We start from the raw sequence: 22786 nt of genomic DNA, 5'->3' as shown, positions 1-22786 counted from the left end.
CCATGCGCGTGCTGATTATCGAAGACGAAGAAAAAACCGCCGACTACCTGCACCGGGGCCTCACCGAACAGGGCTTTACCGTGGACCTGGCGCCAGACGGCATCGAGGGCCTGCACCTGGCGCTGGAGGGCGACTACTCGGTGATCGTCCTCGACGTCATGCTGCCCGGCCTCGACGGCTACGGCGTACTGCGGGCACTGCGGGCGCGCAAGCAGACGCCGGTGATCATGCTCACCGCCCGCGAGCGGGTCGAAGACCGCATCCACGGCCTGCGCGAAGGCGCCGACGATTACCTCGGCAAGCCGTTTTCCTTCCTTGAGCTGGTGGCCCGCCTGCAGGCCCTGACCCGCCGCAGTGGCGGCCACGAGCCGGTGCAGATCCAGGTGGCCGACCTGTGGGTCGACCTGATCAGCCGCAAGGCCAGCCGTGCCGGCCAGCGCCTGGACCTGACCGCCAAGGAGTTCTCCCTGCTCAGCGTGCTGGCTCGCCGCCAGGGCGAGATCCTGTCGAAGACGGCGATCGCCGAGCTGGTGTGGGACATCAATTTCGACAGTGACGCCAATGTCGTCGAAGTTGCTATCAAGCGCCTGCGGGCCAAACTCGACGGGCCATTCGAAACCAAGCTGCTGCATACCATCCGAGGCATGGGTTATGTCCTGGAAAACCGTGCGGACTAACGCCCTGGCCCTGCGCCTGAGCGCACTGTTCACCGGCGTGGCGCTGCTGGTGTTCCTGCTGATCGGCTGGGCGCTGTACAAGCAGGTGGACCGCAGCCTCGACCTGCTGCCCTCGGCTGAACTTGAGGCGCGCTACAGCGTGCTGGAGTCGAGCCTGACCCGCTTCGGCAACCTTGAGCACTGGGGCAAGATGGTGCGCAAGCTCGACCAGCTCAGTGAGGAAGACCGGCGCATTCGCTTCTGGGCCATCAGTTCCGACAGCCACTACGAATACGGCAATCCCGACGCCAGCATCCGCCGCATCGCCGAGGGCAAGCCGGGCATGCGCGACGTGCGCCTGGCCGACAGTCCCTTCCCGTACAAGGTGATGCTCAGCGAACTGCCAGCGCTGGAGCAGCGCCCGCCCCTGCGTTTTCTGATCGGCATCGACACCGAGACCTTCTGGAACACCCAGCACACCCTGCTGATCGCCCTGGTCAGCCTGGCAGTGGTCGGCGTGCTGCTGGCCTCGGTGCTGGGCTACTGGGTGGCGCGGATCGGCCTGCGCCCCATTCGCGAGCTGTCTGCCGAAGCCCAGCAACTGGCGCCGCCGCGCCTGAGCGGCCGGCTGCGGGTGTCGTCGCTGCCGCCGGAACTGGAACAGTTCGCCCAGGCCTTCAACGCCGCGCTGGAGCGGGTCGATCAGGCTTACTCACGCCTGGAAGCCTTCAATGCCGACGTTGCCCACGAACTGCGCTCGCCGCTGACCAACCTCATCGGCCAGACCCAGGTCGCCCTGACCCGCGGGCGCAGCGCCGAACACTACTTCGAAGTGCTGCAGTCGAACCTGGAAGAACTGGAACGGCTGCGCAGCATCATCAATGACATGCTATTCCTGGCCAGCGCCGACCAGGGCAGCAAGGCCACGGCGCTGATCAGCACGTCGCTCGCCGAAGAAGTGGCGACTACCCTCGATTACCTCGACTACATCCTCGAAGACGCGCAGGTGCGGGTGGAAGTGAGCGGCGATGCCCAGGCGCGCATCGAGAAAGCCCATCTGCGCCGCGCACTGATCAACCTGCTCAACAACGCCGTGCAACACACCGAACCAGGCCAGGTGATCCGCGTCACCATCCACCACGAAGAGGGACAGGTGCGCATCGCGGTCAGCAACCCCGGCCCGGCCATCGCCGATGAGCACCTGCCACGGCTGTTCGAGCGCTTCTACCGCGTCGATGCCGCCCGCAGCAACAGCGGCAGCAACAACCATGGCCTGGGCCTGGCCATTGTCAAAGCCATCGCCGTGATGCACGGCGGCAGCGTGTTTGCCCGCAGCCAGGCGGGCGACAACACCTTCGGCATCCTGCTTCCTGCCTGAATGCGCGGGCTCTAACCCGCGCCCTTCCCCGACTGTTACTTTTTCCGCAACAGTCCATCTCCGAAACATGGCTTTTTCGTTCGCTTCCTAACGATTAATTTAGCCGCACCGAATAGATACTTGCTCTGCAAGAAGGTTGTTTGAAATGTCCAACAGCATGGGTATTGCCAGCGTTTTCGTCCTGTCTTCCGTGTTGCTTTCCCCTCTGGCCATGGCTGAAGAATCCCAGGCCTTCGTCGCCCAGACCGCCCGCCATCAGGCCACCATGGTCCAGGCTCAGGAAGCTTACGCCAAGCAACAGCAGGACGCCGCCAAAGGCTCTGAACAGACAGCATCCAAGGTTGACTCGAGTGCCAGCAAAGATAGCTGAGCCACTGCTCGCAACCTCCGCTTCTCCCTCGACTTTCGCGCCGGTAGCGCATCTGCCCGCGCGCCTGTCGTTTAAAGCCGCTGCTTGTCAGCGGCTTTTTTTCGCCTGGTGAAAAGTACCGGAATACGGCCCATTTCCTACAAGAAAATACCGCTTCACAGAATAAAAACTGCCGTCAAAAAGCACCCAAAGGAGTCCACCAAGGTGACCATCAGCACGCGCTTGACCCCACTCTTCGTTGCACTGGCTGCAACGATGCCCTTCCATGCCCAGGCCGACGACGCGCCGGCCGAAGGCTTCATCGAGGGTTCCCACCTCGATGTCCTGGCACGCAACTACTACTTCAACCGCAACCAACTGCTGCCCGGCGTGCGCGACATGCGCGAGTGGGGCCAGGGTTTCGTCGGCAAGTTCGAATCGGGCTTCACCCAGGGCACGGTCGGCTTCGGTCTCGACGCCTACGCCATGCTCGGCCTCAAGCTCGATGGCGGTGGCGGCACCGCCGGCACCAGCATCCTGCCGATCAACAGCCCGAGCAAGGAGGGCTACGACTACGGCAAAGCCCCGGACAGCTTCTCCAGCGCCGGTGCTTCGGTGAAAGTGCGGGCCTTCGACACCGTGCTGCGCGCCGGTGACCTGTTCCTCAGCAACCCGGTGATCGCCGGCGGCGAAACCCGCATGCTGCCGCAGACCTTCCGCGGCGTGAGCCTGACCAACAACAGCATCGAAAACCTGATGCTCGAAGGCGGCCAGGCCAGCTTCACCAAGCCTTACAACCAGAGCGGCCACCGCCGTATCGACACCTTCTACGGCTCGCTGCCCGAAGGTCGCGAAAGCCGCCACCTGAACTGGGCCGGTGCAGTCTGGGCGCCGACCGAAGGCCTGACCACCAGCCTCTACGGTGCTGAACTCAAGGACATCTGGAACCAGTACTACTTCAACCTGGACTACACCTGGCAGCTCAACGACCAGGTCAGCCTCAACCCGGGCCTGAACTACTACCACACCCAGGACACCGGCCAGGCGCTGCTGGGCAACATCGACAACAACACCTACAGCCTGCACTTCACGGTGAACGTCGGTTACCACGCGATCACCGCGGTGTACCAGCGGGTCAACGGCAATACGCCGTTCGACTACATCAACCAGGGCGACAGCGTGTTCCTCGACAACTCGCAGATCTACTCGGACTTCAACGGCCCCAACGAACGCTCGTGGAAACTCAAGTACGCCTACGACTTCGCCGGCCTCGGCATCCCCGGCCTGACCGCCAATGCCTCCTACTCCAAGGGTGAGCTGGACCTGACCAAGGCCGACGCCGACAGCAGCGGTTATGGAAGCTGGTACAGCGAAGAAGGCAAGAACGCCCAGCACTGGGAACGCGACGTCGACCTGGCCTACGCCTTCCAGGAAGGCCAGTTCAAGGACCTCAGCGTGCGCCTGCGCTGGGCCAGCCATCGCGGCAGCCAGGGCTATTCGGCGGTGGACAACGACATCGACGAGTACCGTGTGATCGTCGACTATCCGGTGAACATCTTCTAACCCTGTAGGAGCAGCTTCAGCCGCGATTGGGCGCGCAGCGGCCACAGAACCAGAATCCCGGATGCATCAGTCCGATCGGGGGCTCAGGTTCTACGACGGCTGCGCCGCCGATCGCGGCTGAAGCCGCTCCTACCGGTGAATGTGCGCATCAAGATTCCGAGTGCCGGCGATGACCGCACATCCGCCTTGTGCACTAAATTCTTGTCCTACAATCCGCCCCACCCTAGAATACGCGCCGCCGCGCCGGCCCCTTTCGCGCGGCGACTACCGTTTTCCATCGCCAGAGCCCGCCCCGGAGCATGCCACCCTTGCCTCCGACGCCCGGTTCTACCCGTTTCCCGGCCTAACCTGACGGTCAGAACACCTTCGCGACCATGAACGTGCACACCACGCCCCCGCGTGCCGGCCTTTACCGCACGCATCCGGAGTTGATCCTCAACCTGGGCAGCTGTCTGGCGGTGCTGGCGATCGTCGCGATCGTCACCTTCCTGCTGATGCGCGAGCGGATGAACGTCGAACAGACCGCCACCCGCTCGGCGCGCAATATCGTCAAGCTGATCGAGACCGACATCGTGCGCAATGTCGAGCTCTACGACCTGTCCCTGCAAAGCCTGATCTGGGCAGTGCAACACCCGGAATTACTGGGCATCCCGGCAGAAATGCGCCAGCAGGTGCTGTTCAACCAGGCGTTCAGCAGCCCGGCCCGCGGCGATATTCTCTGGCTCGACCGTGACGGCAACGTGGTCGCCGACTCCGCCAGCACCACGCCGCGCACCGCCAATTTCGCCGACAGCCAGATTTTCCAGGAACACCAGCGCAATCCCGACCAGGGCCTGGTCATCAGTCCACCGTTCAGGGCCCGGCTGGGGGATCTGGACTGGTGCATCAGTTTCAGCCGGCGCATCGACGATGCCGAAGGCAATTTCGCCGGCGTCGCGGGCGGCGCGCTGCGCCTTTCGCACTTCAACGAGGTGTTCCGGCGCCTGGACATCGGCCATGACAGCAGCGTCAACCTGATGAACACCGACGGCCAGTTGCTGGCCCGCAACGCTACCGGGCAAGGTGCCGAGAGCAACGAACGGGTCGGCAGCAACTACTCGACCCGCCCCAACTTCAAGCGTCTGCTGGCCGAGGGCAACGGCAGCTTCACCGCGCCGTCCGGCCGCGATGGCCGGTTGCGCCTGTACACCTTCGCCCGGGTCGCCGACCTGCCGCTGGTGCTGGTGGTGACGCAATCGGTGGATGAGGTCTACAGCGCCTGGAAACGCACGGCGATCCTGGTCAGCGCGGCTACCGGCATCCTGTGCATCGGCATTCTCTGGCTGAGCCTGCTGCTTGGCCGCGAATTGCGCCGCCGCCATAGCGCCGAGCGCAGCCTGCAGGAACTGGCCGCCACCGACAGCCTCACCGGCCTGCCCAATCGCCGCCAGCTCGATCAGGTGCTGCGCCGCGAGTGGGCCCGCGCCCAGCGTACGCAGCGACCGATCGCGGTGTTGATGATCGATGTCGATCACTTCCGCGGGTTCAACGAGCGCCATGGTCATCACGGGGGCGACGAAGCGCTGCGCCGGGTGGCCACCGCCATCGGTCACAGCCTGCTGCGGCCTGCCGATCTGGCGGCCCGCTACGGCGGCGAGGAATTCGTCGCGGTACTGCCGGACACCGACCTGAACGGCGCGCTGATCCTCGCCGAACGCATCCGCCAGTCGGTGCAGGCACTGCCGCCCTACGGGGGCGACCTGAAACCGGTCAGTGTCAGCGTCGGCGTAGGGGTACAGGTTCCGGGCGGCGTCCAGAGCCTGGGCGAGCTGATGGCCGGGGCTGACGAGGCGCTGTACCGGGCCAAGCGCAACGGCCGCAACCGGGTGGAAATCGCCACCGACCCGGCGCCGGAAACGGCCGAGCCCCGCTGACCTCAGGCCAGCGGGGCTCGGTTGAATCCGCAAGGCGGAATCAGGACTGGGCGCGAGCGCTATTACGCAGCACTTTCACCTGGTCATGGTTGCGCTGTACACCGTGGTATTGACGCTCGACCAGACTGTAGGCCGCAGAAGCCGGGGCGACTTTCGCCAGTTTCTCCAGTGCTTCCTTGTACGCCTTCAGCGCGTGGTCTTCGCCGCGCTCGGCTTCGTTGAGCACGGCTTCCTCGTCCTTGCCGGTGACCATGGCCTTCAGATTCACCCAGCCGCGGTGCATGTCGCCGCTCAGGCTGGTGGAGGTTTCCGGGTCACCTCCCAGGCTGCGCACATGCTGTTGCAGCTCGGCAGCCGCCGCGGCGCAATCGCTGGAGCGCTGGGCGAAGTAGGTTTTCAGGTCGGTACGCTTGACGTCCTCGGCGCAGGTTTTGAAGCCTTTCTCGCCATCCTTGCTGAACTCGATCAGGTCGTTGAGAACAGAAATGACTTCTTTGTTGGTATCGGTCATGACACAGCTCCTTTTGCATGAGGGAAGTTTCAAGGACTAACGCAGCCTTCATGCCAAACCGCCAACGAATTAAATTTATATATTTTTCAATAGGTTATGAAAGAGGCAAAAAACTGTACTCGCGCTTTCTGCATGAACTGTCCTTTGGCCTTCATGCAGATTGCCTGTATCGTCCGGCCATTCTCAGCCTTTGCCGTACGCCATGAACCCCGAAGCCCTCGAACTGCTGGTCACCCATGAAATGCCCTACGGCAAGTACAAGGGCCGGCTGATCGCCGATCTGCCCGGCCATTACCTGAACTGGTTCGCCCGCCAGGGCTTTCCCAAGGGCGAACTTGGCGGTTTGCTGGCGCTGATGCACGAGGTCGATCACAACGGCCTGGCCGATCTGCTCGAACCTTTGCGCAAAAAGCATCCCCGTCCCCGTCCCTGAACACGCGAGAACGCCCATGAATCAGTTGCCTTCGTCCGAGTCCTCCCTCCTGGCCCGCGATGAGGGCTACTGGCAGCGGGTCGCCGCCAGGTACGACGTCGAGCCCGGCCCGGTGAACCTGGAATACGGTTACTTCGGGCGCATGACACGCACCGTCGCGCAAACCTATCAACAGCACATCGACGTCATCAACCGCTGCAACTCGCTGCCGGTGCGCCAGCACTTCGAGCAGATCGGCAGCGTGCAGATCCGCAACGCGGTGGCCGGATTGCTGGGCGTGCCGGACACCAGCGTTGCTATCGCCCAGAGCGCGTCGGGTGCGCTGCAATCGCTGATCCGCAACTACAACCGCCTGCAGCCGGGCGACCAGTTGCTGGTCAGCGACCTGGAATACGACAGCGTGCAGAACGCCATGCGCTGGCTGGCCACACAACGGGGGCTGGAACTGATCGAGATCAGCCACCCGCATCCCGCCACCTTCGAGAACCTGCTGCAGAGCTACCGCGACGCCTTTGAGCGCCATCCACGAATTCGCCTGATGCCGCTGACCTGGGTTACCCACCGCACCGGGCTGGTGATGCCAGTGGAAGCCATCGCCGCCTGTGCCCGCGAATTCGGCGTGGAAGTGATCCTCGACGGCGCCCATGCCCTGGGCCAGATCGACTTCGACCTGAAGCGGCTGGGCATCGACCTGGCCGGCTTCAACCTGCAGAAATGGATCGGCGCACCGCTGAGCCTCGGGGTCATCTACGTGGCGCCGGACAAGATCGCCGCCATCGACCCGGACATGGGCGAGTTGCGTTATCCCCAGCACGACATCCGCTCCCGTGCGCCCTATGGCACGCCGAACATTCCGGCGTGGATGACGTTGCCGACGGTATTCGAGGAACATCGCGCCATGGGCGGCGCGGCAGCGAAAGGTGCACGGCTGAACTATCTGCGGGACCTGTGGGTGGCGCCGGCACGGGAAATCGCCGGCATCGAGGTGCTGACCCCGGACGACCCGCGCTTGTACTGCGGCATCACCTCATTCCGCTTCACCCGGCATGCGGATCAGGTGGCGATGGCCGAACGGTTGCTTAAGGAATTCAACCTGTTCACCGTGGCCCGCGAGGGCTCGGCGTGCGGGCCGTGCATTCGGGTGACACCGGGGTTCACCACAACGCCGGCAGAGGTGGGGATGCTGGTGGAAGCGCTGCAGCGGTTGGCCTGAGAAAAACGGTGCTTGTGCCGGCCTCATCGCTGGCAAGGCCAGCTCCCACAAATTGTGAGCCTGGCCTTGATGGTGCGGTTGGCCCAGAACCTTGTGGGAGCTGGCCTTGCCAGCGATGAGGCCCTCCAGCCTTACCCCTTGACGGGCTCCACCGCCAATTCCACACCTTCGCCCCGCTTCACCAGCGCATACACCGCCGCCGTCAACAGGCTCCCCGCGACGATCGCCAGCAGGTACAGCAGCGCATGGTTGATCGCATTCGGAATCAGCATCACGAACAAGCCGCCATGGGGCGCCATGAGCTTGCAGCCGAAGTACATCGACAGCGCACCGGTCAGTGCACCACCGGCGATGCTGGCCGGGATCACCCGCAGCGGGTCTTTCGCGGCAAACGGAATCGCGCCCTCGGAGATGAAGCACAGCCCCAGTACCAGCGCCGCCTTGCCCGCCTCGCGCTCGCTCTGGGCGAACTTGCGCCGGGCGAGGAAGGTGGCGATGCCCAGGCCGATCGGCGGCACCATGCCCGCCGCCATGGTTGCCGCCATCGGCGCGTAGCTCTGCGACGCCAGCAGCCCCACCGAGAACGCATAGGCCGCCTTGTTCACCGGGCCGCCAAGGTCCACGCACATCATCGAGCCGAGCACGATGCCCAGCAGGATGGCGTTGGTGGTGCCCATGCTGTCGAGGAAGTGGGTGAGCCCGGCAAGCAGGCCGGCCACCGGCTGCCCCACCACGTAGATCATCACCAACCCGGTGAACAGGCTGGCGAACAATGGGATCAGCAGGATCGGCTTGAGTGCATCGAGACTGGCCGGCAACGTCACCCAGCGGCTGATGGCCTTTGCGCTGTAGCCGGCGAGAAAGCCGGCGATGATGCCGCCAATGAAGCCCGCACCCAGCGTGCTGGCCAGCAGCCCGCCAATCATCCCCGGCGCCAGGCCCGGGCGGTCGGCGATGGAGTAGGCGATGTAGCCCGCCAGCAACGGCACCATCAGTTTGAACGCCGCCCCGTCGCCGATCTGCATCAGCGCCGCCGGCAAGGTGCCCGGCTCCTCGAACGCCTTAATACCGAACACGAACGACAGGGCGATCAGCAACCCGCCGGCCACCACCATCGGCAACATGAACGACACGCCGGTGAGCAGGTGTTTGTAGACCCCGGTCTTTTCCTTCTTCGCGCTAGCGGTCGGTGCGCTCGCGGCGCTTTCCTCGCGGGCTTCGGCCAGGGCCTTGGTCAGCGTGGCCCTGGCCTGCTTCAACGCCACGCCCGTACCACAGCGGAAGATGCGCTTGCCGGCGAAGCGATCGGTGGGCACATCGATATCGGCGGCCAACAGCACCACGTCAGCCTCGGCGATGGCGGCAGCGCTCAGCGGAGTGCGCGCCCCTACCGAGCCCTGGGTTTCCACGCTCAGTTGCAGGCCCATCTGTTGCGCAGCCTGCTGCAACGCCTCGGCGGCCATGAAGGTGTGCGCCACACCGGTCGGGCAGGCGGTGACGGCAACGATCTTGCCGGGGGTGGCAGGCGCCGCTGCGGCTGGCTTGTCACTCTCGACATGGACCGCCGCGTTTTGTTGCGCGTGACGCAAAAAGTTATCCACATCCTGCAGCGCCTTGGCCGGCGTGCTGAGGAACAGGCGCTTGCCGACAAAGCGCGCCAGGTCCAGCGGGCCGCTGCTGACCACCAATACCCAGTCGGCATCGGCGATGGCCGCCGGTGACAGTTGCCGCTCCGGTCGCGCCGGGTCATGGATTTCGACGCTGGTGCTCCAACCCAGGCGTTGGGCGGCGGCGTCCAGCAGGCGAGCGCTGAGGACGCTCGACACCTGCCCGTTGGGGCAGGCGGTGATGATCGCGAGTTTCATGGTTCACCCTCTTGTTCTGCGCTGGGGGTCTGAATGCGGACCTGCGTTTCGAAGCGCGCCAGTTGCGCGCGGTCGTTGATGCCAAAACCGATCTGGCTCACCGCCTGGGCAGCGATGGCGGTGGCGCGGCGTAGCGTCTGCGGCGCCGGTTCGCCCGCGAGCAAACCGTGAACCATGCCGGCCAGCAGCGAATCGCCGGCGCCCACCGTGCTGGCCACGGTGACCTGTGGCGGCAGTGCGCTCAGTACTGCGTCCCGGCTGAACCAGTTGACGCCCTGCTCACCCTGGGACACCACCACATGCTCGATGCCCCGGTCGAGCAGAGCCTGGGCCGCCTCGCGCTGTTCGGCAAAACCGTGCAGCGGCCTGCCCACGACCTCGCCGAGTTCGTCGGTATTGGGCTTGACCAGCCAGGGCACTGCCCGCAGACCGGCCTCCAGGGCGGCGCCGCTGCTGTCGAACGCGACCTTCAGGCCCATGCCCTTCAACCGCGTCACCAGCGCCTGCAGCCATTCGGGGCTGACGCCACGGGGCAGACTGCCGGCCACCACCACAGCGTCGTGGCCGGGGGCAAGCTGGTCGAGGCGGTCGAGCAGCGCCTGGCGTGCCGCTTCGTCCACCACCGGCCCCGGTCCGTTGAGGTCGGTGACCTGCCCGCCGCTCTCCACCAGCTTGATGTTGCTGCGGGTTTCACCCGGCACGCGGATAAAGCCGTCGACAAAGCCGCGCCGCTGCATCAGCCCTTCGAACGGGCCAAGGTTATCCACACCCAGAAAGCCGCTGACCGTCAGCGAATGGCCGAGATCGGCCAGCACCTGGGCCACGTTCAAGCCTTTGCCTGCAGCGTGGCTGTGCTGCGCCGAGGCACGGTTGACCGCGCCGATGCGCAGGGCGTCAAGGCTCACGGTCACGTCCAGCGCCGGGTTCAGGGTCAGGGTCAGAATCTTCGCCATTACTGCATCTCCACCAGTGCCCGCACTTCGCCGGCACTGCCCAGCACCAGCGCTTGGCGCGCCAGTGTCCGGGCCTGTTCAATACTCAGGGCGCGCACCTGTGCCTTCACTTCGGCAATGCTGCGCGCCGCCACGCTCAATTCATCCACGTCCAGCCCGATCAGCAGCGGCACTGCCTGGGCATCGGCGGCCAGTTCGCCGCACACGCCCACCCATTTGCCGTGGGCATGGGCCGCGCGCACGGTCATGTCGATCAGGTTCAGCACCGCCGGGTGCAGGCCGTCGGCCTGGGCCGACAGGCTCGGGTGACCACGGTCGATGGCCAGGGTGTACTGGGTCAGGTCGTTGGTGCCGACGCTGAAGAAGTCCACCTCCGCCGCCAATACCGGCGCCAGCAAGGCCGCCGATGGGACTTCGATCATGATGCCGACCTGCAGGTCGGCCACCGGAGTCTCCTGGCGCAGGCGCTCGACCATGCGCCGGGCTTCGCGCCACTCTTCCACCTGGCCGACCATCGGGAACATGATCCGCAGCGGACGATCGTCGGCGGCGCGCAGCAGAGCGCGCAACTGGCTTTCCATCACCTGCGGACGCTGCAGCGTCAGGCGGATGCCGCGTACGCCGAGGAAGGGGTTCTCTTCCTTGTCGATGGGCCAGTAGGGCAACGGCTTGTCGCCACCGACATCAAGGGTCCGCACCACCAGCGGCCGCCCGCCCAGACCGTCGAGCACGCGCCGGTATTCGGCTTCCTGGGTGGCCTCGTCCGGCAGTTGCGGATGGGCCATGAAAATCAGCTCGGTGCGCAGCAGGCCGACACCTTCGGCGCCCTGCTCCACCACTTTTTCGATGCCGGCGCTTTCGCCGATGTTGGCGAACACCTCCACCGCGTGACCGTCAGTGGTGACGGCCGGCTCGAGGCGCCGGGCCTGGGCGGCGCGCAGGCGTTGTTCGCGCTGGTCGCGCTCGGCCAGGGCCTTGTCCAGTTGCGCGGTGGTCGGGGCCACGGTGACCCGCCCGCGCTGGCCGTCCAGCAGCAACGACGTCCCCGGCTCGATCAGCAGCACGCTGTCACCGGCGCCGACCACCGATGGAATGCCCAGCGCCCGCGCGACGATCGCGCTGTGGGCAGTGGCGCCTCCGCGGGCGGTGAGGATGCCGGCAACCCGTGCCGGATCGAGCCGCGCCACGTCCGACGGACCGACCTCGCCCATCACCAGCACATAGGGCAGTTCGGGCTCCGGCGTCTCGACCACGCCGCACAGGTGCGCCAGCACCCGGCGACCGACGTCGCGCAGGTCTGCGGCACGCTCGGCCAGCAGGGTGTCCTGCAAGGCTTCCTGTTGCCGGGCAGCGGCGTCGATCACGGTCTGCCAGGCGGCCGGGGCGCTTTCGCCCTGGCGCAGGCGCAGTTCCACTTCGTCGGCCAGGCCCGGGTCGGCGAGCATTTCCTGATGGGTGACGAAAATATCGCGAATGGCGCTGGCCCGGCTGCGCTGGATCAAGGCTTCGATCTCGTCGCGCACCCGCTCCAGCGCCTGTTGCAGGCGTTGCCGCTCCACCGCCGGCGACTCGCCGCGCAGCGGGTAGTCGAAGCTGTGCAGCAGTTGCACATGGGCCGGCCCGCTGGCAATGCCGGGAGCCGCCGCCACGCCCTGCAGCGTGACACCGTTTTCCGGTCGGGTGGGGGTCACTGCGGGCCGGGCATCCTGGGCCGCCACCGGCGCGACGCTCGGCAACGCCTCGACCTCCTCGCCCAGGCCACTTTCCACCGCGGCGAGGATCGCCGGCAGCGCATCGACGATGCCCGGCTCAACGCTGAACTCCAGCACCTGCCCACGCCGCGCGCCGAGGCTGAGCAGCTTGCTCAGGCTCTTCACCGATACCGCGGCGGCAGCACCGTCGACCACCCGCACCCGCACTTCGCCGGCATATTCCTTGGCCAGTTGCGCCAGGATCTTCGCCGGGCGGGCATGCAGGCCATGGGGATTGGCCAATGCGATGCGGGCGCTGGGCCAGTCGGCCGGGACGTCGCCGCCGAGGATCGACAACACCGTGCGCACGTCGCCGGCACGCAACAGGTCCTGGCCACGACCTTCGATCAGCAGGGTACACAAGCGGTCCAGCCATACCTGCTGTGCATCGCCCTGGCTGGCCAGGCAGAACAGGCCGTTGACCGGTTGTCCGTGATGGCGCAGCGGCTGTTGCGGGGTGACGAAGGCCAGCCCCGGCTGGCGCACCGCCGCGTCGCTGTGCAGCAGCCACAGGCCATCGCCCAGGGACAGCGGCTCGATCTGCTGCAGGCGGGCGGCAAAACCGCTGTCCACGCAGTCGGCGCGGCGTAGCAGGCGCACGCCCTGCCACAGCAGGTCGTCGAAGTCATCGGCAGGCTGGCCGAGGCCGACGGTTCGCTCGTCCAGCAATAATTCCCGTGGCGCGCCCTGCAACAGCTGCATCACGGCTTCGGCGCTGTCGGCGCGGCTCAGGGCCTGCGCCATGTCGGCATCGCCCAAGGCACGGGTGAGTTGCTGCAGCAGTTGCAGGTGTTCGTCGGAACGGGCGGCGATGGCGATCGCCAGGTAGACGCGCTGGCCGTCGCCCCAATCGACGCCGGCAGGAAATTGCATCAGACGCACGCCGGTGGCATGCACCAGGTCACGGGTCTGCGGGGTGCCATGGGGAATGGCGATACCCTGGCCGAGGAAGGTCGACCCCTGTGCCTCGCGCGCCTGCAAACCGGCGAGGTAGCCCTCGGCGACCAGACCATCAGCGACTAGCCGCGCGGCCAGTAGCGACAGGGCCGCGGACTTGTCCACAGCCACCTGGCCCACGGAGATTTGCAGGGGATCGAGCTCTAACATCACCGTCTCCTTTGCGACGCCACTGCGGCGTCGAGGTATTGTTGTGAAGGTACAAGCATAGGGCCAGTCAGCATCTGATCCCTTGGCAAGCGCTTGGTGCGGCAGCAAAATCGCCTGCTGAAACGTTTAATCTCAAGATTGCGAGCACGTTACTCGATAACCTGCGAACAAAGAAGCCCTTTGGTGTCGGACAATTGCGACAATGGTCGCCTGCGCCAACAGCCCGGGATCGGCGACAATGCCGGGTCAGCCAAGCCGTCCGTCCCGGCATATAACAAGGAAAATACGGTGAAACTCAGCGATATAGCCCGTCTGGCCGGTGTCTCCGTGACCACCGCCAGCTACGTCATCAATGGCAAGGCCGAACAGCAACGCATCAGCAATGCGACCGTCGAGCGTGTCCGCGCAGTGGTCGAGGCCCACGGCTTCACCCCCAACCCGCAGGCGGCCGGTCTGCGCAGCCGCCACACCAAGACCCTCGGCTTCATTCTTCCCGATCTGGAAAACCCCAGCTACGCACGCATCGCCAAGCAACTGGAGCAAGGCGCCCGCGCCCGTGGCTACCAATTGCTGATCGCCAGCAGCGACGACCAGCCCGACAGCGAACGGCAGTTGCAGCAACTGTTCCGCGCCCGGCGTTGCGACGCGCTGTTCGTCGCCAGTTGCCTGCCGCCGGAAGACGACAGCTACCGTGAACTGCAGGACAAGGGCCTGCCGGTCATCGCCATCGACCGCAGCATGGACCCGAAGGCGTTCTGCTCGGTGGTCAGCGACGACCAGCCGGCCAGCCTGCAACTGACCCGCAGCCTGCTGGAGCTGTCGCCCGGCAATATCGCCCTGATCGGTGCGCGGCCTGAACTCAGCGTCAGCCAGGCGCGGGCCAGCGGCTTCGACCAGGCCCTGCACGCGTTCAGCGGCAAGGTCAGCCAATACCAGGGCGATGCGTTCAGCCGCGAGTGTGGCCGTCAGTTGATGAACCAGGTGCTGGCTGATCTCGGCCGCCTGCCAGACGCCCTGGTGACCACCTCCTACGTCCTGCTGCAAGGGGTGTTCGACGTGCTTTCGACCCGCCCCGCCGATTCCCGCGCCTTGCACCTGGGCACCTTCGGCGACACCCAGTTGCTCGACTTCCTGCCGCTGCCGGTCAACGCCATGGCCCAGCAGCACGGCCTGATCGCCGAGACCGCGCTGGAACTTGCCCTCGCCGCCGTGGAACAAAAGCAGTACCAGCCAGGGGTGCATGCCGTGGCGCGGACCTTCAAACAGCGGATCTTCAAGGGCTGACATGCGCCTGATCGACACCCACACCCACCTCGACTTCCCCGACTTCGACGCCGACCGCCGCGAACTGCTGGCGGCCGCGGCCGAAGGCGGGGTCGAGCGGATGGTGGTGCTGGGGGTGCATGAGGCCAACTGGCAGCGGGTGTGGGATCTGGTCAAGGCCGAGCCGGCGCTGCATGCGGCGTTCGGTCTGCATCCGGTGTACCTCGACGAACACCGGCCCGAACACCTCGTAGCGCTGGGCGACTGGCTTGGCCGGCTGCGCGGGGATCCGCAACTCTGCGCCGTGGGCGAATTCGGGCTGGATTACTACCTGGCGGAACTGGACCGCGAACGCCAGCAGACGCTGTTCGAGGCGCAACTGCAACTGGCCGTGGACCTCGACCTGCCGGCGCTGCTGCATGTGCGCCGCAGCCACGCGGCAGTGATCGCCACCCTCAAGCGCTTCAAGCTGCCACGGGGCGGGATCGTCCATGCCTTCGCTGGCAGCTATGAAGAAGCGCGGGAGTACATCCGGCTGGGGTTCCGCCTCGGGCTCGGCGGTGCTGCAACCTGGCCGCAGGCACTAAGATTGCACAAAGTGCTGCCACGGTTGCCGCTGGACAGCGTGGTACTGGAAACCGATGCGCCGGACATGGCGCCGGCGATGTTTCCGGGGATCCGCAACAGCCCGGTGCATCTGCCGCAGATTGCACGGGCGCTGGCGGGAATCATGGGGATCGAGGTGGAGGTGCTGGCCGAGGCCAGCACCCGCAATGCCTGTGAGATGTTTGGCTGGAACACGCCTGCCTAAACCCTGAACGCCCCGATCAACTGCTTCAGCTCCATCACCTGCGCGCTCAGTTGCCGGCTGGCATCCTCGGTCTGGTGTGCGCCCTGGGTGGTGTGTTCGGCGGCGCGGTTGATCTGCACGATGTTCTGGTCGATGTCGTGGGCCACCGCCGTCTGCTGCTCCACCGCCGCAGCAATCTGCTGATTCTGGTCGACGATCATGCCGATCGCGCCGAGGATGTTTTCCAGCGCCTGCTGCACCTGCTGCGACTGACTGACCGTGCCCGCCGCCATCTGGTGGCTGCTGTCCATCGCCCGCACCGCCGCGCCGACGCCACTCTGAAGGCGCGAGATCATTTCGTCGATCTCGCCGGTGGACTGCTGGGTGCGCTTGGCCAGGGTGCGCACTTCGTCCGCGACCACCGCGAAGCCCCGACCCTGTTCGCCGGCCCGCGCCGCTTCGATGGCAGCATTGAGCGCCAGCAGGTTGGTCTGCTCGGCAATGCTCTTGATCACTTCCAGGACCCGGCTGATGGCCTGGCTGTCGCTGACCAACTGGTTGATCACCGCCACCGACTGGTCGATCTCCGCCGCCAGCCCGGCAATGCTGCCCTGTTGCGACTCGACCAGCCCGCGTCCGGTCACCGTCTCCTGGTTGACGCTGTGGGCGCTGCTGACCGCGGCGGCAGCACTGCGCGCCACTTCCTGGGCGGTGGCGGACATCTGGTTCATCGCCGTGGCGACCTGTTCGATCTGCCCGCGCTGGCCGCTCACCGCCTGGTTGCTGCGGGACGACACTTCATGCACCTGCTCGGCCTGGCGCTCCACTTCGACGACCGTCTGGCCTACCCGCTCGATCAGGTCGTGAATGCGCTGTACGGTGCCGTTGAACACCTGGCCCAGCTCGCCCAGTTCGTCGCGGCTCTGGGCATGGAAGCTGACGGTCATGTCTCCGGCAGCCACACGGTCCATCACCGCGCCGAGGTTACTGAGGGTGTTGCGCGTCGAGGCATAGAAACCACTGTAGAGGTAGACAATCAGCAGGAACACCGTGGCCAGCGCCGCCACCAGCAGGATCATGTGGCTGCGGTATTCGCCCAGGCGGGCCTGCAGCTGTTCGTCGAGAAAGGCCACGGTGCCGTCGTTGAGCTGCCAGGTCAGGGCCATCAGGTCGCTGGTCTGCTGGTAGAAGGCAGTCCACGGCGTATCGAGGGTCTCGGCCACGACCACCTTGTCCTCGAACAACGTGCTGGCCTGTTTCAGCGAGGCCTGGCTGGCGCTCGCCAGGGTGCCCAGCCGCGCCTGCGCCTGCGGGTCGCTGGCAAGCGCATCCTGGAGCTTGAGGCCATAGTCGGCGGAGAGCTTGTCCAGTTGCTGCAACAGGTCTTCGAAGCGGGTGCTGGCGGTGGAGTTGATGAACCCCTGGCCCAGCGAGTACGAGCCCATGGCACGGCCCTCGCCGAGGGTCTGGGTCACCTGGGAGGTCACGGTTGTCACCAGTTCGCTCAGCTGACGCATGGCGCTGTCGCTGTCCTGGCTCAGGCCGGCCTGGCTGGCGACCAGCCGAGGCAGCGTCTGGGCCTGGGTCTGCAGCTTGTCGAACAGCGCGACCTGGGCTTGCAGCGAGGTTTCGCCCTGGGCGGCCTGCAGGGCAGTGGCCAGCTCATCGCGCTTGTCGATGAACACCTTGGCCTGGGCCTCATCGCCGGTCACCGGCTGCAGCTTGCCCAACTGGCTCAGCGCCTGCTGACCCAGCGTGGCGATGCGCGCCTCGACGTCTTCGGCCTTGCCCGACTGACCGAGCACGGCGTTGATCTGCACCAGGTTGCCGAGGGTTTCCAGGTCATTGCGCAGGGCCAGGCTGCCGCGCAGCAAATCGAGGCTTTGCAGCTCGACGCGGGTTGCGTGGAATTTGGCGTAGGAGTCGCTGACCAGATAGAAGTTGGTCACGAGCATGGGCAAAAAGAACATGACGCTGATCAAACTGAACTTCATCCCGAAGCTCAGGCGGTTCATCAGCGCGATGGACGGACGGAGCAGGCTCTTCACTGGGCGTCTCCTTCGATTCTTATTGTTGTCAGGTGCAATGGCAGATAGCCATTTACCGAGCTTCTGCACCTGTATAACGCATATCGATCAGGAGGTTTGTAACTTAAGGTAAAGCGACTTGCCGGTCATATTTCGCCCCGCGGGAGCTGGCGTTCCAACTCCCGCAAGGGGTTCAGACCGCTTCAGGTCGTCAGCCCAGCACCGTCCACAAGGCGAAGAAGGCATACCAGAGCACTGCAGAACGCAGCAGCAGTTCCCACAGGTGATCCAGTCCTGCCAAGCCTTCGGCACCCGCCGGCGCGGTGGCCGGCAATTCTGCGGCCGCATGGCCGACGATGCTGACCAGGCGCGGCGCGGTGATATGCCAGTTGAGCAGCTCGGGCAACACCACCCGGCTGACCGCGACGAAATTGCCCACCAGCGCGAAGCTTGCCGCCAGTATTCGCACCGGTGCCCAGTCAAAGGCATGCCGCAGTTGCCGGGCGCGTTCCTGCAATGCCGGGTTGCGCGCATGCTCGGCGGTCAGCGCCAGCAAGCGGTACGCCAGCGCCGCAGCCGGCCCGAGCAGCACATACCAGAAGATCACCGCGAAGAAGCTTTGCAAAGCATCCCACAGCAGGTGGCCCTGGACCTTGTGCAGCAGGCTTTGCTCGTCTTCGGCGACGACCTTCAGGTCGCGCTCGGCCACATGCACCGCAGCCTGCTCGTCGCCCCGCCGCCAGGCGTCGCGAAACGGCCCGAGGGACGCCTTCACATCACCGCGGCCCAGGCTGTAGATCAGCACCAACAGGTGCACCGGCAAGGCCAGCAGGCCGTAGGCGACCGGGTCCAGCACATGCAGCAGCAAGGCCAGCAACGCCACCGGCGCCAGCACCAGGATTGCCAACGTCCACCACGGATGGGTCTTGCCGGAGCGTTCCAGACGCGCAAGCTCAGCCAGGAAAAAACCGTCACGTTGCAGGCGACCGCGCAGAGCGGAAAACTTTTCCACCCACAACACCAGCAGCAACACCAGAAAGCTCATTGTCAGTCCTCCTTTTCCCGCAGGGCCGCACGGTAGCGCGCCCAATCGAATGCCGGCCCCGGGTCGGTCTTGCGTCCGGGCGCGATATCGCTGTGGCCCTGGATACCGTCGCCATCAAGGGCCGGCCAGGCCGCGCGCAGTTGCCGGGTCAGGCACTCCAGTGCCTGGTACTGGGCATCGGTGAACGGCAGCTCGTCGGTGCCTTCCAGTTCGATGCCGATGGAAAAGTCGTTGCACCCCTCGCGCGCGCCGAAGCGCGACACGCCGGCATGCCAGGCGCGGTCCAGGCAGGAAACGAACTGGGTGACATGACCGTCGCGCTCGATCAGAAAATGCGCCGAGACGCGCAGGTCCTTGATGGTGTCGAAAAACGGATGCTCGCCCGGATCGAGGCGGTTCTGGAAGAACGCCTGGACCTTGCCGGTGGCGAATTGTGCTGGCGGCAGGCTGATGTTGTGGATCACCAGCAGAGCGATCACTTCGCCGTCGGGGCGCGCATTGAAATTGGGGGAAGGGCAATGGGTGACACCGGCGAACCAGCCTGTAGTGCGATCCAACTGCATAGAAAGTCCTGAAACACGAGGGCACCGCAGCAGTATGCCCCGCCGGGGTGCCCTCTGTATCGTTAAAAAACCTGCTGGAACTCAGTGGCGGTTGCGGCGCAACTGGTTGACCACCGCGTCCAGTGCGCGGTCGAACAGCAGGCTGTCGTCGAGCAGGGTCACTTCGCCCCGCTGCAACGCCACCGCAAGGCCCATGGCCGTCCACTCGCGGACCTTCATGCCGTCGCGGTTGACGAACACATGGCGGTCGCGGTCATCGGCCAGGGCGATCAGCTTGCAGCGCAGCGGTGCGCCGCCGTCGTCCAGTTCGATCCAGGTGCCTGGCTGCAACTGCCTGACGCGCTGCAACGCCGGATCATCCTCGGCCAGTGGCGTGTCGCTGTCGCCCAGCGCCCACTCCTCCGGGCCGCGCAAGACGATTTCGTCCCTCACGAACACGCGCTCGCAGGCCTCGGCGATCTCGACCGTTCCACCCCCCGGATCGAACGCATTTACATGCAGGCTTTCCAGGCAGGAGAAGAAGTCACTGGTCGCGAACGGATCGAAGGCGGCGGCACCCAGCCCGTCGCGCAGCGCCTTGAGCAAGCCTGGCACCCGCTCCAGCAGGCGCGCGCGGTCATCGGGCTGATCCAGCGGACCGACGCTCCACAGCAGCGCGTCCATGGTCTGCAGCGCTTCGCGCCACGACGCCGAATCCTCGCCGTGCTTGAGCCAGGCCAGCAACAGCACCTGGCTCCAGGCATCCTCGAGCATCTGCACCACCGCCCGCGGCAGGTGCTTGCCCTGCACCCGCAGGTTGAGTTCCTGCTGCACCCGGCGCCGGGCCTGCTCGGTACGGGCGCGGCCCTCCTCGGCATCGCGGGTACGCTGCTCCAGCAGCTCGCTGCGGCGGCGCTCGTCGTTATTGAAGGCCAGAAAGTCGTTGAGCAATCCGGCGAAGATCGCCGGGTCATCGCTGAAGTCGTCCAGCAACTGCTGCACCAGCATGTCCACACGCTGGTAGAGGCTGTCACGCTGATAGTCGTCACGCTGGTTCCAGCCCATGGCGACGGTGGCGACTTCGTTGAGCAGACGCCGCGCCGGATGGGTGGCACGGCTGAAGAAGCGTTTGTCCTGCAGGGCGACCTTGAGCATCGGGATCTGCATCCGGCCGATCAGCACCCGCAGCGAGTGCGGAAGGTTGCGGTCGGTGTGGATGAAGTCGAAGAGCATGGCAATGAGGTTGATCACATCTTCGTCACCCGCTTCGATCAGGCGCCCATGACCGCGCTGCATGCTGAGCCGGGTGAGCAGTTGCTCAAGGTGGCGACGAAGGTCGAAGTCTTCCATTTCCAGTTCGGCGGGAACGTATTGCTGCAAGTGTGTGAGCAGCCTCAGCAGGTCGCGGGTGCCCAGCGGCCGGGGCGCAACACCGGCGCCCAGGCGCGGCGCGAGGCGGCCGCGCTCGGAAGAAAGCAGGTTCTGCAGAGAAGCGAACACCGCCTGGGTATTGGCATCGAGTTCGACATCGCCGGGGCTTGCGGGTGTCTCATTGGCCGGCGAGCGGTTTTCCAGCACCCGGCCATCCTCGGCGCGGCGGCGCGGCAACGGCTTGAGATCGGGCAAGACGCCCGTGGCGATCAGCAACTGGTTGGCTTCGCCGTACAACTGATCGGCTTCGCGCAGCACGTAGCGCTCGAACAGTTTGAGCAGGATCAGCTTGACCTTGATTCCCACCCCGAGGCTGCGCCCGGCGCGGAGGAAGTATTCGCACAGCAGCGTCGGGCCCAACGGATTGCTGCGGTCGTTCAGCGGCTGCTCGATCAGGCTGTTCAGCCGCAAGGTCAGCTGGCCGAGGGCAAAACCGTCGCGGGCCAGCACCCGGGCGACCATGGCGTCCACGGCCACGGTGCGCTCCAGTTCGTCGCTGACGACCAGGCCCAGTGCATCGTGCACCGCATCGCGGGAGGGTAGCGCCGCCGTGGGGTCGCCATGACCGACTTCCATGAACGCCGCGTAATAGCTGTCGAGAAAGCCGCGCTCGATGCTCTTGCGCTTGTGCCGCAGGTCACGCATGGCTTCGAAGAACAGGTTCTGCTGCTTGCTGCTGGTGGCCTTGTCGGCCATTTCGAAGAGCGTGTCGTCGGCGTTGTCGAACAGGCGATGCAAGGCATTGCGCAACTGCAGCGCGGCCTTGTCACGCACCGGCAGGAGGGCGACGGGCAGACGAGCGAGGGGCGTGTGCGACGCCTGGCTGGCGACGCTGCGAAAGGGCAGCACCTTGCCGTCTTTGTGCATCCCGGTCTCCTTGCAGGGGGTGAATGATCGTCAATGTCATGACGCCAAATAATAGGCGCGCATTATCGGGAAAAGTTCCCCGGCCCGCCAGAGAGCGAAGGGCGCGAATTCAGCCGTATGTAGACCGCGTCACGGCGCAAAACGCTCAAGCGGCCCGACCAAAGGCGCTGAACCGAGCCTCCGTCGCCGTTTGCTGCACGCGCGCCCCGCCCTGCCCTATAATCCCGGCCACTTAGCTTGTGGAGCCCGTCATGCCGAACCTACGCCTCGCCGATCTGACTGCCGAAATCGAAGCCAACGTGCGCCGCGCGTTGCTGGAAGACGTCGGCGGCGGCGACATCACCGCCCAGTTGATTCCTGCCGAACGGCTGGCCAAGGCCACCATCATTACCCGCGAAGATTGCATCATTGCGGGCACGGCATGGGTGGATGCGGTCTTTCGCCAGCTCGACCCGCGGGTAGCGGTGCACTGGCAAGTCCAGGACGGCGACCGCGCCGTCGCCAACCAGGCGCTGTTCCACCTCGAAGGTCCGGCCCGCTCGCTGCTGACCGGCGAGCGCAGTGCGCTGAACTTCCTGCAGATGCTCTCGGGTGTGGCCACCCGTGCACGTTTCCTGGCCGACAAAGTCGCCGATACCCAGGTCAAACTGCTCGACACCCGCAAGACCCTGCCCGGCCTGCGCCTGGCACAGAAATACGCTGTCACCTGCGGTGGCTGCCACAACCACCGCATCGGCCTGTTCGATGCCTTCCTGATCAAGGAAAACCACATTGCCGCCAGCGGTGGCATCGCCCAGGCGATCAGCGCCGCGCACCGGATCGCACCGGGCAAGCCGGTGGAAGTGGAAGTGGAAAGCCTGGATGAGTTGCAACAGGCGCTCGCGGCCGGCGCCGATATCGTCATGCTCGACGAACTGAGCCTGGATGAAATGCGCGAAGCCGTACGCCTCAACGCCGGCCGCGCCAGGCTCGAAGCCAGCGGCGGTGTGAATGAAAGCACCCTGCGGGTGATTGCCGAGACCGGCGTGGACTACATCTCCATTGGCGCGATGACCAAGGATGTGAAGGCGGTGGATCTGTCGATGCGTCTCAGCCTCTGAAGCTTCGTTGCCTTCGATGGGCCTGGGTA

The 22786-nt window shown here is 65.5% G+C and carries 18 protein-coding genes; 10 read left to right on the top strand and 8 right to left on the bottom strand.

Features of this window, described 5'->3' with window-relative positions:
* Nucleotides 1-2: 2 nt before the first annotated feature.
* The 5 genes from AC05QJ_RS06045 (at nt 3) to AC05QJ_RS06025 (ending at nt 5859) form a co-directional block, all read left to right on the top strand.
* Nucleotides 3-677 (top strand): heavy metal response regulator transcription factor, encoded by a 675-nt coding sequence (locus tag AC05QJ_RS06045; RefSeq protein ID WP_476746057.1) that lies wholly within the window; start codon nt 3-5, stop codon nt 675-677.
* Nucleotides 652-2034: a heavy metal sensor histidine kinase gene (locus AC05QJ_RS06040; RefSeq protein ID WP_476746056.1), complete on the top strand. Its 1383-nt coding sequence runs from the start codon at nt 652-654 to the stop codon at nt 2032-2034. Before AC05QJ_RS06045 ends, AC05QJ_RS06040 begins: the two co-directional genes overlap by 26 nt.
* A gap of 145 nt (nt 2035-2179) precedes the next feature.
* Nucleotides 2180-2404, top strand: coding sequence for a hypothetical protein (locus tag AC05QJ_RS06035; protein ID WP_476746055.1), 225 nt, complete (start codon nt 2180-2182; stop codon nt 2402-2404).
* 255 nt (nt 2405-2659) lie between these two features.
* Complete coding sequence (locus tag AC05QJ_RS06030) at nt 2660-3946, top strand: OprD family porin (RefSeq protein WP_476747879.1); 1287 nt, start codon at nt 2660-2662, stop codon at nt 3944-3946.
* Nucleotides 3947-4326: 380 nt separating this feature from the next.
* Entirely contained in the window at nt 4327-5859 is a 1533-nt protein-coding gene (locus AC05QJ_RS06025) for a sensor domain-containing diguanylate cyclase (RefSeq protein ID WP_476747878.1), read from the top strand.
* A gap of 40 nt (nt 5860-5899) precedes the next feature.
* On the opposite strand, the gene AC05QJ_RS06020 is transcribed toward AC05QJ_RS06025, so the two are convergent.
* On the bottom strand, nt 5900-6370 hold the full coding sequence (locus tag AC05QJ_RS06020; protein WP_476746054.1) for a ferritin-like domain-containing protein: 471 nt from the start codon (nt 6368-6370) through the stop codon (nt 5900-5902).
* A gap of 202 nt (nt 6371-6572) precedes the next feature.
* Here AC05QJ_RS06020 and AC05QJ_RS06015 point away from each other — a divergent pair, with 202 nt between their 5' ends.
* Nucleotides 6573-6803, top strand: a complete 231-nt coding sequence (locus AC05QJ_RS06015) for a DUF3820 family protein (protein ID WP_476746053.1) — start codon at nt 6573-6575, stop codon at nt 6801-6803.
* A gap of 16 nt (nt 6804-6819) precedes the next feature.
* Nucleotides 6820-8016, top strand: a complete 1197-nt coding sequence (locus AC05QJ_RS06010) for an aminotransferase class V-fold PLP-dependent enzyme (protein WP_476746052.1) — start codon at nt 6820-6822, stop codon at nt 8014-8016.
* A gap of 131 nt (nt 8017-8147) precedes the next feature.
* Here the strand turns inward: AC05QJ_RS06010 and AC05QJ_RS06005 are convergent, their stop codons facing one another.
* From AC05QJ_RS06005 to ptsP, 3 genes are read right to left on the bottom strand one after another with little or no spacing between them, the layout of a single operon-like run.
* Nucleotides 8148-9881, bottom strand: coding sequence for a fructose-specific PTS transporter subunit EIIC (locus tag AC05QJ_RS06005; RefSeq protein ID WP_476746051.1), 1734 nt, complete (start codon nt 9879-9881; stop codon nt 8148-8150).
* A complete protein-coding gene (gene pfkB / locus AC05QJ_RS06000) occupies nt 9878-10834 on the bottom strand; it encodes a 1-phosphofructokinase (protein WP_476746050.1) in 957 nt (318 codons plus the stop codon). Before pfkB ends, AC05QJ_RS06005 begins: the two co-directional genes overlap by 4 nt.
* On the bottom strand, nt 10834-13692 hold the full coding sequence (gene ptsP / locus AC05QJ_RS05995; protein ID WP_476746049.1) for a phosphoenolpyruvate--protein phosphotransferase: 2859 nt from the start codon (nt 13690-13692) through the stop codon (nt 10834-10836). The genes pfkB and ptsP overlap by 1 nt, the downstream gene beginning before the upstream one ends.
* A gap of 288 nt (nt 13693-13980) precedes the next feature.
* Here ptsP and cra point away from each other — a divergent pair, with 288 nt between their 5' ends.
* Both cra and AC05QJ_RS05985 read left to right on the top strand, forming a co-directional pair.
* A complete protein-coding gene (gene cra / locus AC05QJ_RS05990) occupies nt 13981-14976 on the top strand; it encodes a catabolite repressor/activator (RefSeq protein ID WP_476746048.1) in 996 nt (331 codons plus the stop codon).
* 1 nt (nt 14977) lies between these two features.
* Nucleotides 14978-15766, top strand: coding sequence for a TatD family hydrolase (locus AC05QJ_RS05985; RefSeq protein WP_476746047.1), 789 nt, complete (start codon nt 14978-14980; stop codon nt 15764-15766).
* On the opposite strand, the gene AC05QJ_RS05980 is transcribed toward AC05QJ_RS05985, so the two are convergent.
* The 4 genes from AC05QJ_RS05980 to AC05QJ_RS05965 all read right to left on the bottom strand — a co-directional run bounded on the left by AC05QJ_RS05980 (nt 15763) and on the right by AC05QJ_RS05965 (nt 21657).
* A complete protein-coding gene (locus AC05QJ_RS05980) occupies nt 15763-16467 on the bottom strand; it encodes a methyl-accepting chemotaxis protein (RefSeq protein ID WP_476747877.1) in 705 nt (234 codons plus the stop codon). The genes AC05QJ_RS05985 and AC05QJ_RS05980 overlap by 4 nt on opposite strands.
* Before the next feature lie 1516 nt (nt 16468-17983).
* Nucleotides 17984-18817, bottom strand: coding sequence for a regulatory signaling modulator protein AmpE (ampE, locus tag AC05QJ_RS05975; protein WP_476746046.1), 834 nt, complete (start codon nt 18815-18817; stop codon nt 17984-17986).
* A gap of 2 nt (nt 18818-18819) precedes the next feature.
* Complete coding sequence (gene ampD, locus AC05QJ_RS05970; protein ID WP_476746045.1) at nt 18820-19380, bottom strand: 1,6-anhydro-N-acetylmuramyl-L-alanine amidase AmpD; 561 nt, start codon at nt 19378-19380, stop codon at nt 18820-18822.
* A gap of 81 nt (nt 19381-19461) precedes the next feature.
* Entirely contained in the window at nt 19462-21657 is a 2196-nt protein-coding gene (locus AC05QJ_RS05965) for a DUF1631 domain-containing protein (RefSeq protein ID WP_476746044.1), read from the bottom strand.
* Nucleotides 21658-21908: 251 nt separating this feature from the next.
* Here AC05QJ_RS05965 and nadC point away from each other — a divergent pair, with 251 nt between their 5' ends.
* Nucleotides 21909-22757 (top strand): carboxylating nicotinate-nucleotide diphosphorylase, encoded by an 849-nt coding sequence (gene nadC, locus AC05QJ_RS05960; protein WP_476746043.1) that lies wholly within the window; start codon nt 21909-21911, stop codon nt 22755-22757.
* Nucleotides 22758-22786 lie beyond the last annotated feature (29 nt).

This window comes from Pseudomonas sp. TUM25319 (genome assembly GCF_056388475.1).
The sequence above is the reverse complement of the archived record's forward strand: the minus strand, read 5'-3'. Positions and strand labels throughout refer to the sequence as shown.

Coding starts and splice junctions, on each gene's coding strand:
- nadC (WP_476746043.1), top strand. CDS start 21,909: ATGCCGAACCTACGCCTCGCCGATCTGACTGCCGAAATCGAAGCCAAC.
- AC05QJ_RS06040 (WP_476746056.1), top strand. CDS start 652: ATGTCCTGGAAAACCGTGCGGACTAACGCCCTGGCCCTGCGCCTGAGC.
- AC05QJ_RS06020 (WP_476746054.1), bottom strand. CDS start 6,370: ATGACCGATACCAACAAAGAAGTCATTTCTGTTCTCAACGACCTGATC.
- AC05QJ_RS05965 (WP_476746044.1), bottom strand. CDS start 21,657: ATGCACAAAGACGGCAAGGTGCTGCCCTTTCGCAGCGTCGCCAGCCAG.
- ampD (WP_476746045.1), bottom strand. CDS start 19,380: ATGCAGTTGGATCGCACTACAGGCTGGTTCGCCGGTGTCACCCATTGC.
- AC05QJ_RS06045 (WP_476746057.1), top strand. CDS start 3: ATGCGCGTGCTGATTATCGAAGACGAAGAAAAAACCGCCGACTACCTG.
- AC05QJ_RS06035 (WP_476746055.1), top strand. CDS start 2,180: ATGTCCAACAGCATGGGTATTGCCAGCGTTTTCGTCCTGTCTTCCGTG.
- ptsP (WP_476746049.1), bottom strand. CDS start 13,692: ATGTTAGAGCTCGATCCCCTGCAAATCTCCGTGGGCCAGGTGGCTGTG.
- AC05QJ_RS06010 (WP_476746052.1), top strand. CDS start 6,820: ATGAATCAGTTGCCTTCGTCCGAGTCCTCCCTCCTGGCCCGCGATGAG.
- AC05QJ_RS06030 (WP_476747879.1), top strand. CDS start 2,660: ATGCCCTTCCATGCCCAGGCCGACGACGCGCCGGCCGAAGGCTTCATC.
- ampE (WP_476746046.1), bottom strand. CDS start 18,817: ATGAGCTTTCTGGTGTTGCTGCTGGTGTTGTGGGTGGAAAAGTTTTCC.
- AC05QJ_RS05980 (WP_476747877.1), bottom strand. CDS start 16,467: ATGTCCGCCACCGCCCAGGAAGTGGCGCGCAGTGCTGCCGCCGCGGTC.
- AC05QJ_RS06015 (WP_476746053.1), top strand. CDS start 6,573: ATGAACCCCGAAGCCCTCGAACTGCTGGTCACCCATGAAATGCCCTAC.
- pfkB (WP_476746050.1), bottom strand. CDS start 10,834: ATGGCGAAGATTCTGACCCTGACCCTGAACCCGGCGCTGGACGTGACC.
- AC05QJ_RS06005 (WP_476746051.1), bottom strand. CDS start 9,881: ATGAAACTCGCGATCATCACCGCCTGCCCCAACGGGCAGGTGTCGAGC.
- AC05QJ_RS05985 (WP_476746047.1), top strand. CDS start 14,978: ATGCGCCTGATCGACACCCACACCCACCTCGACTTCCCCGACTTCGAC.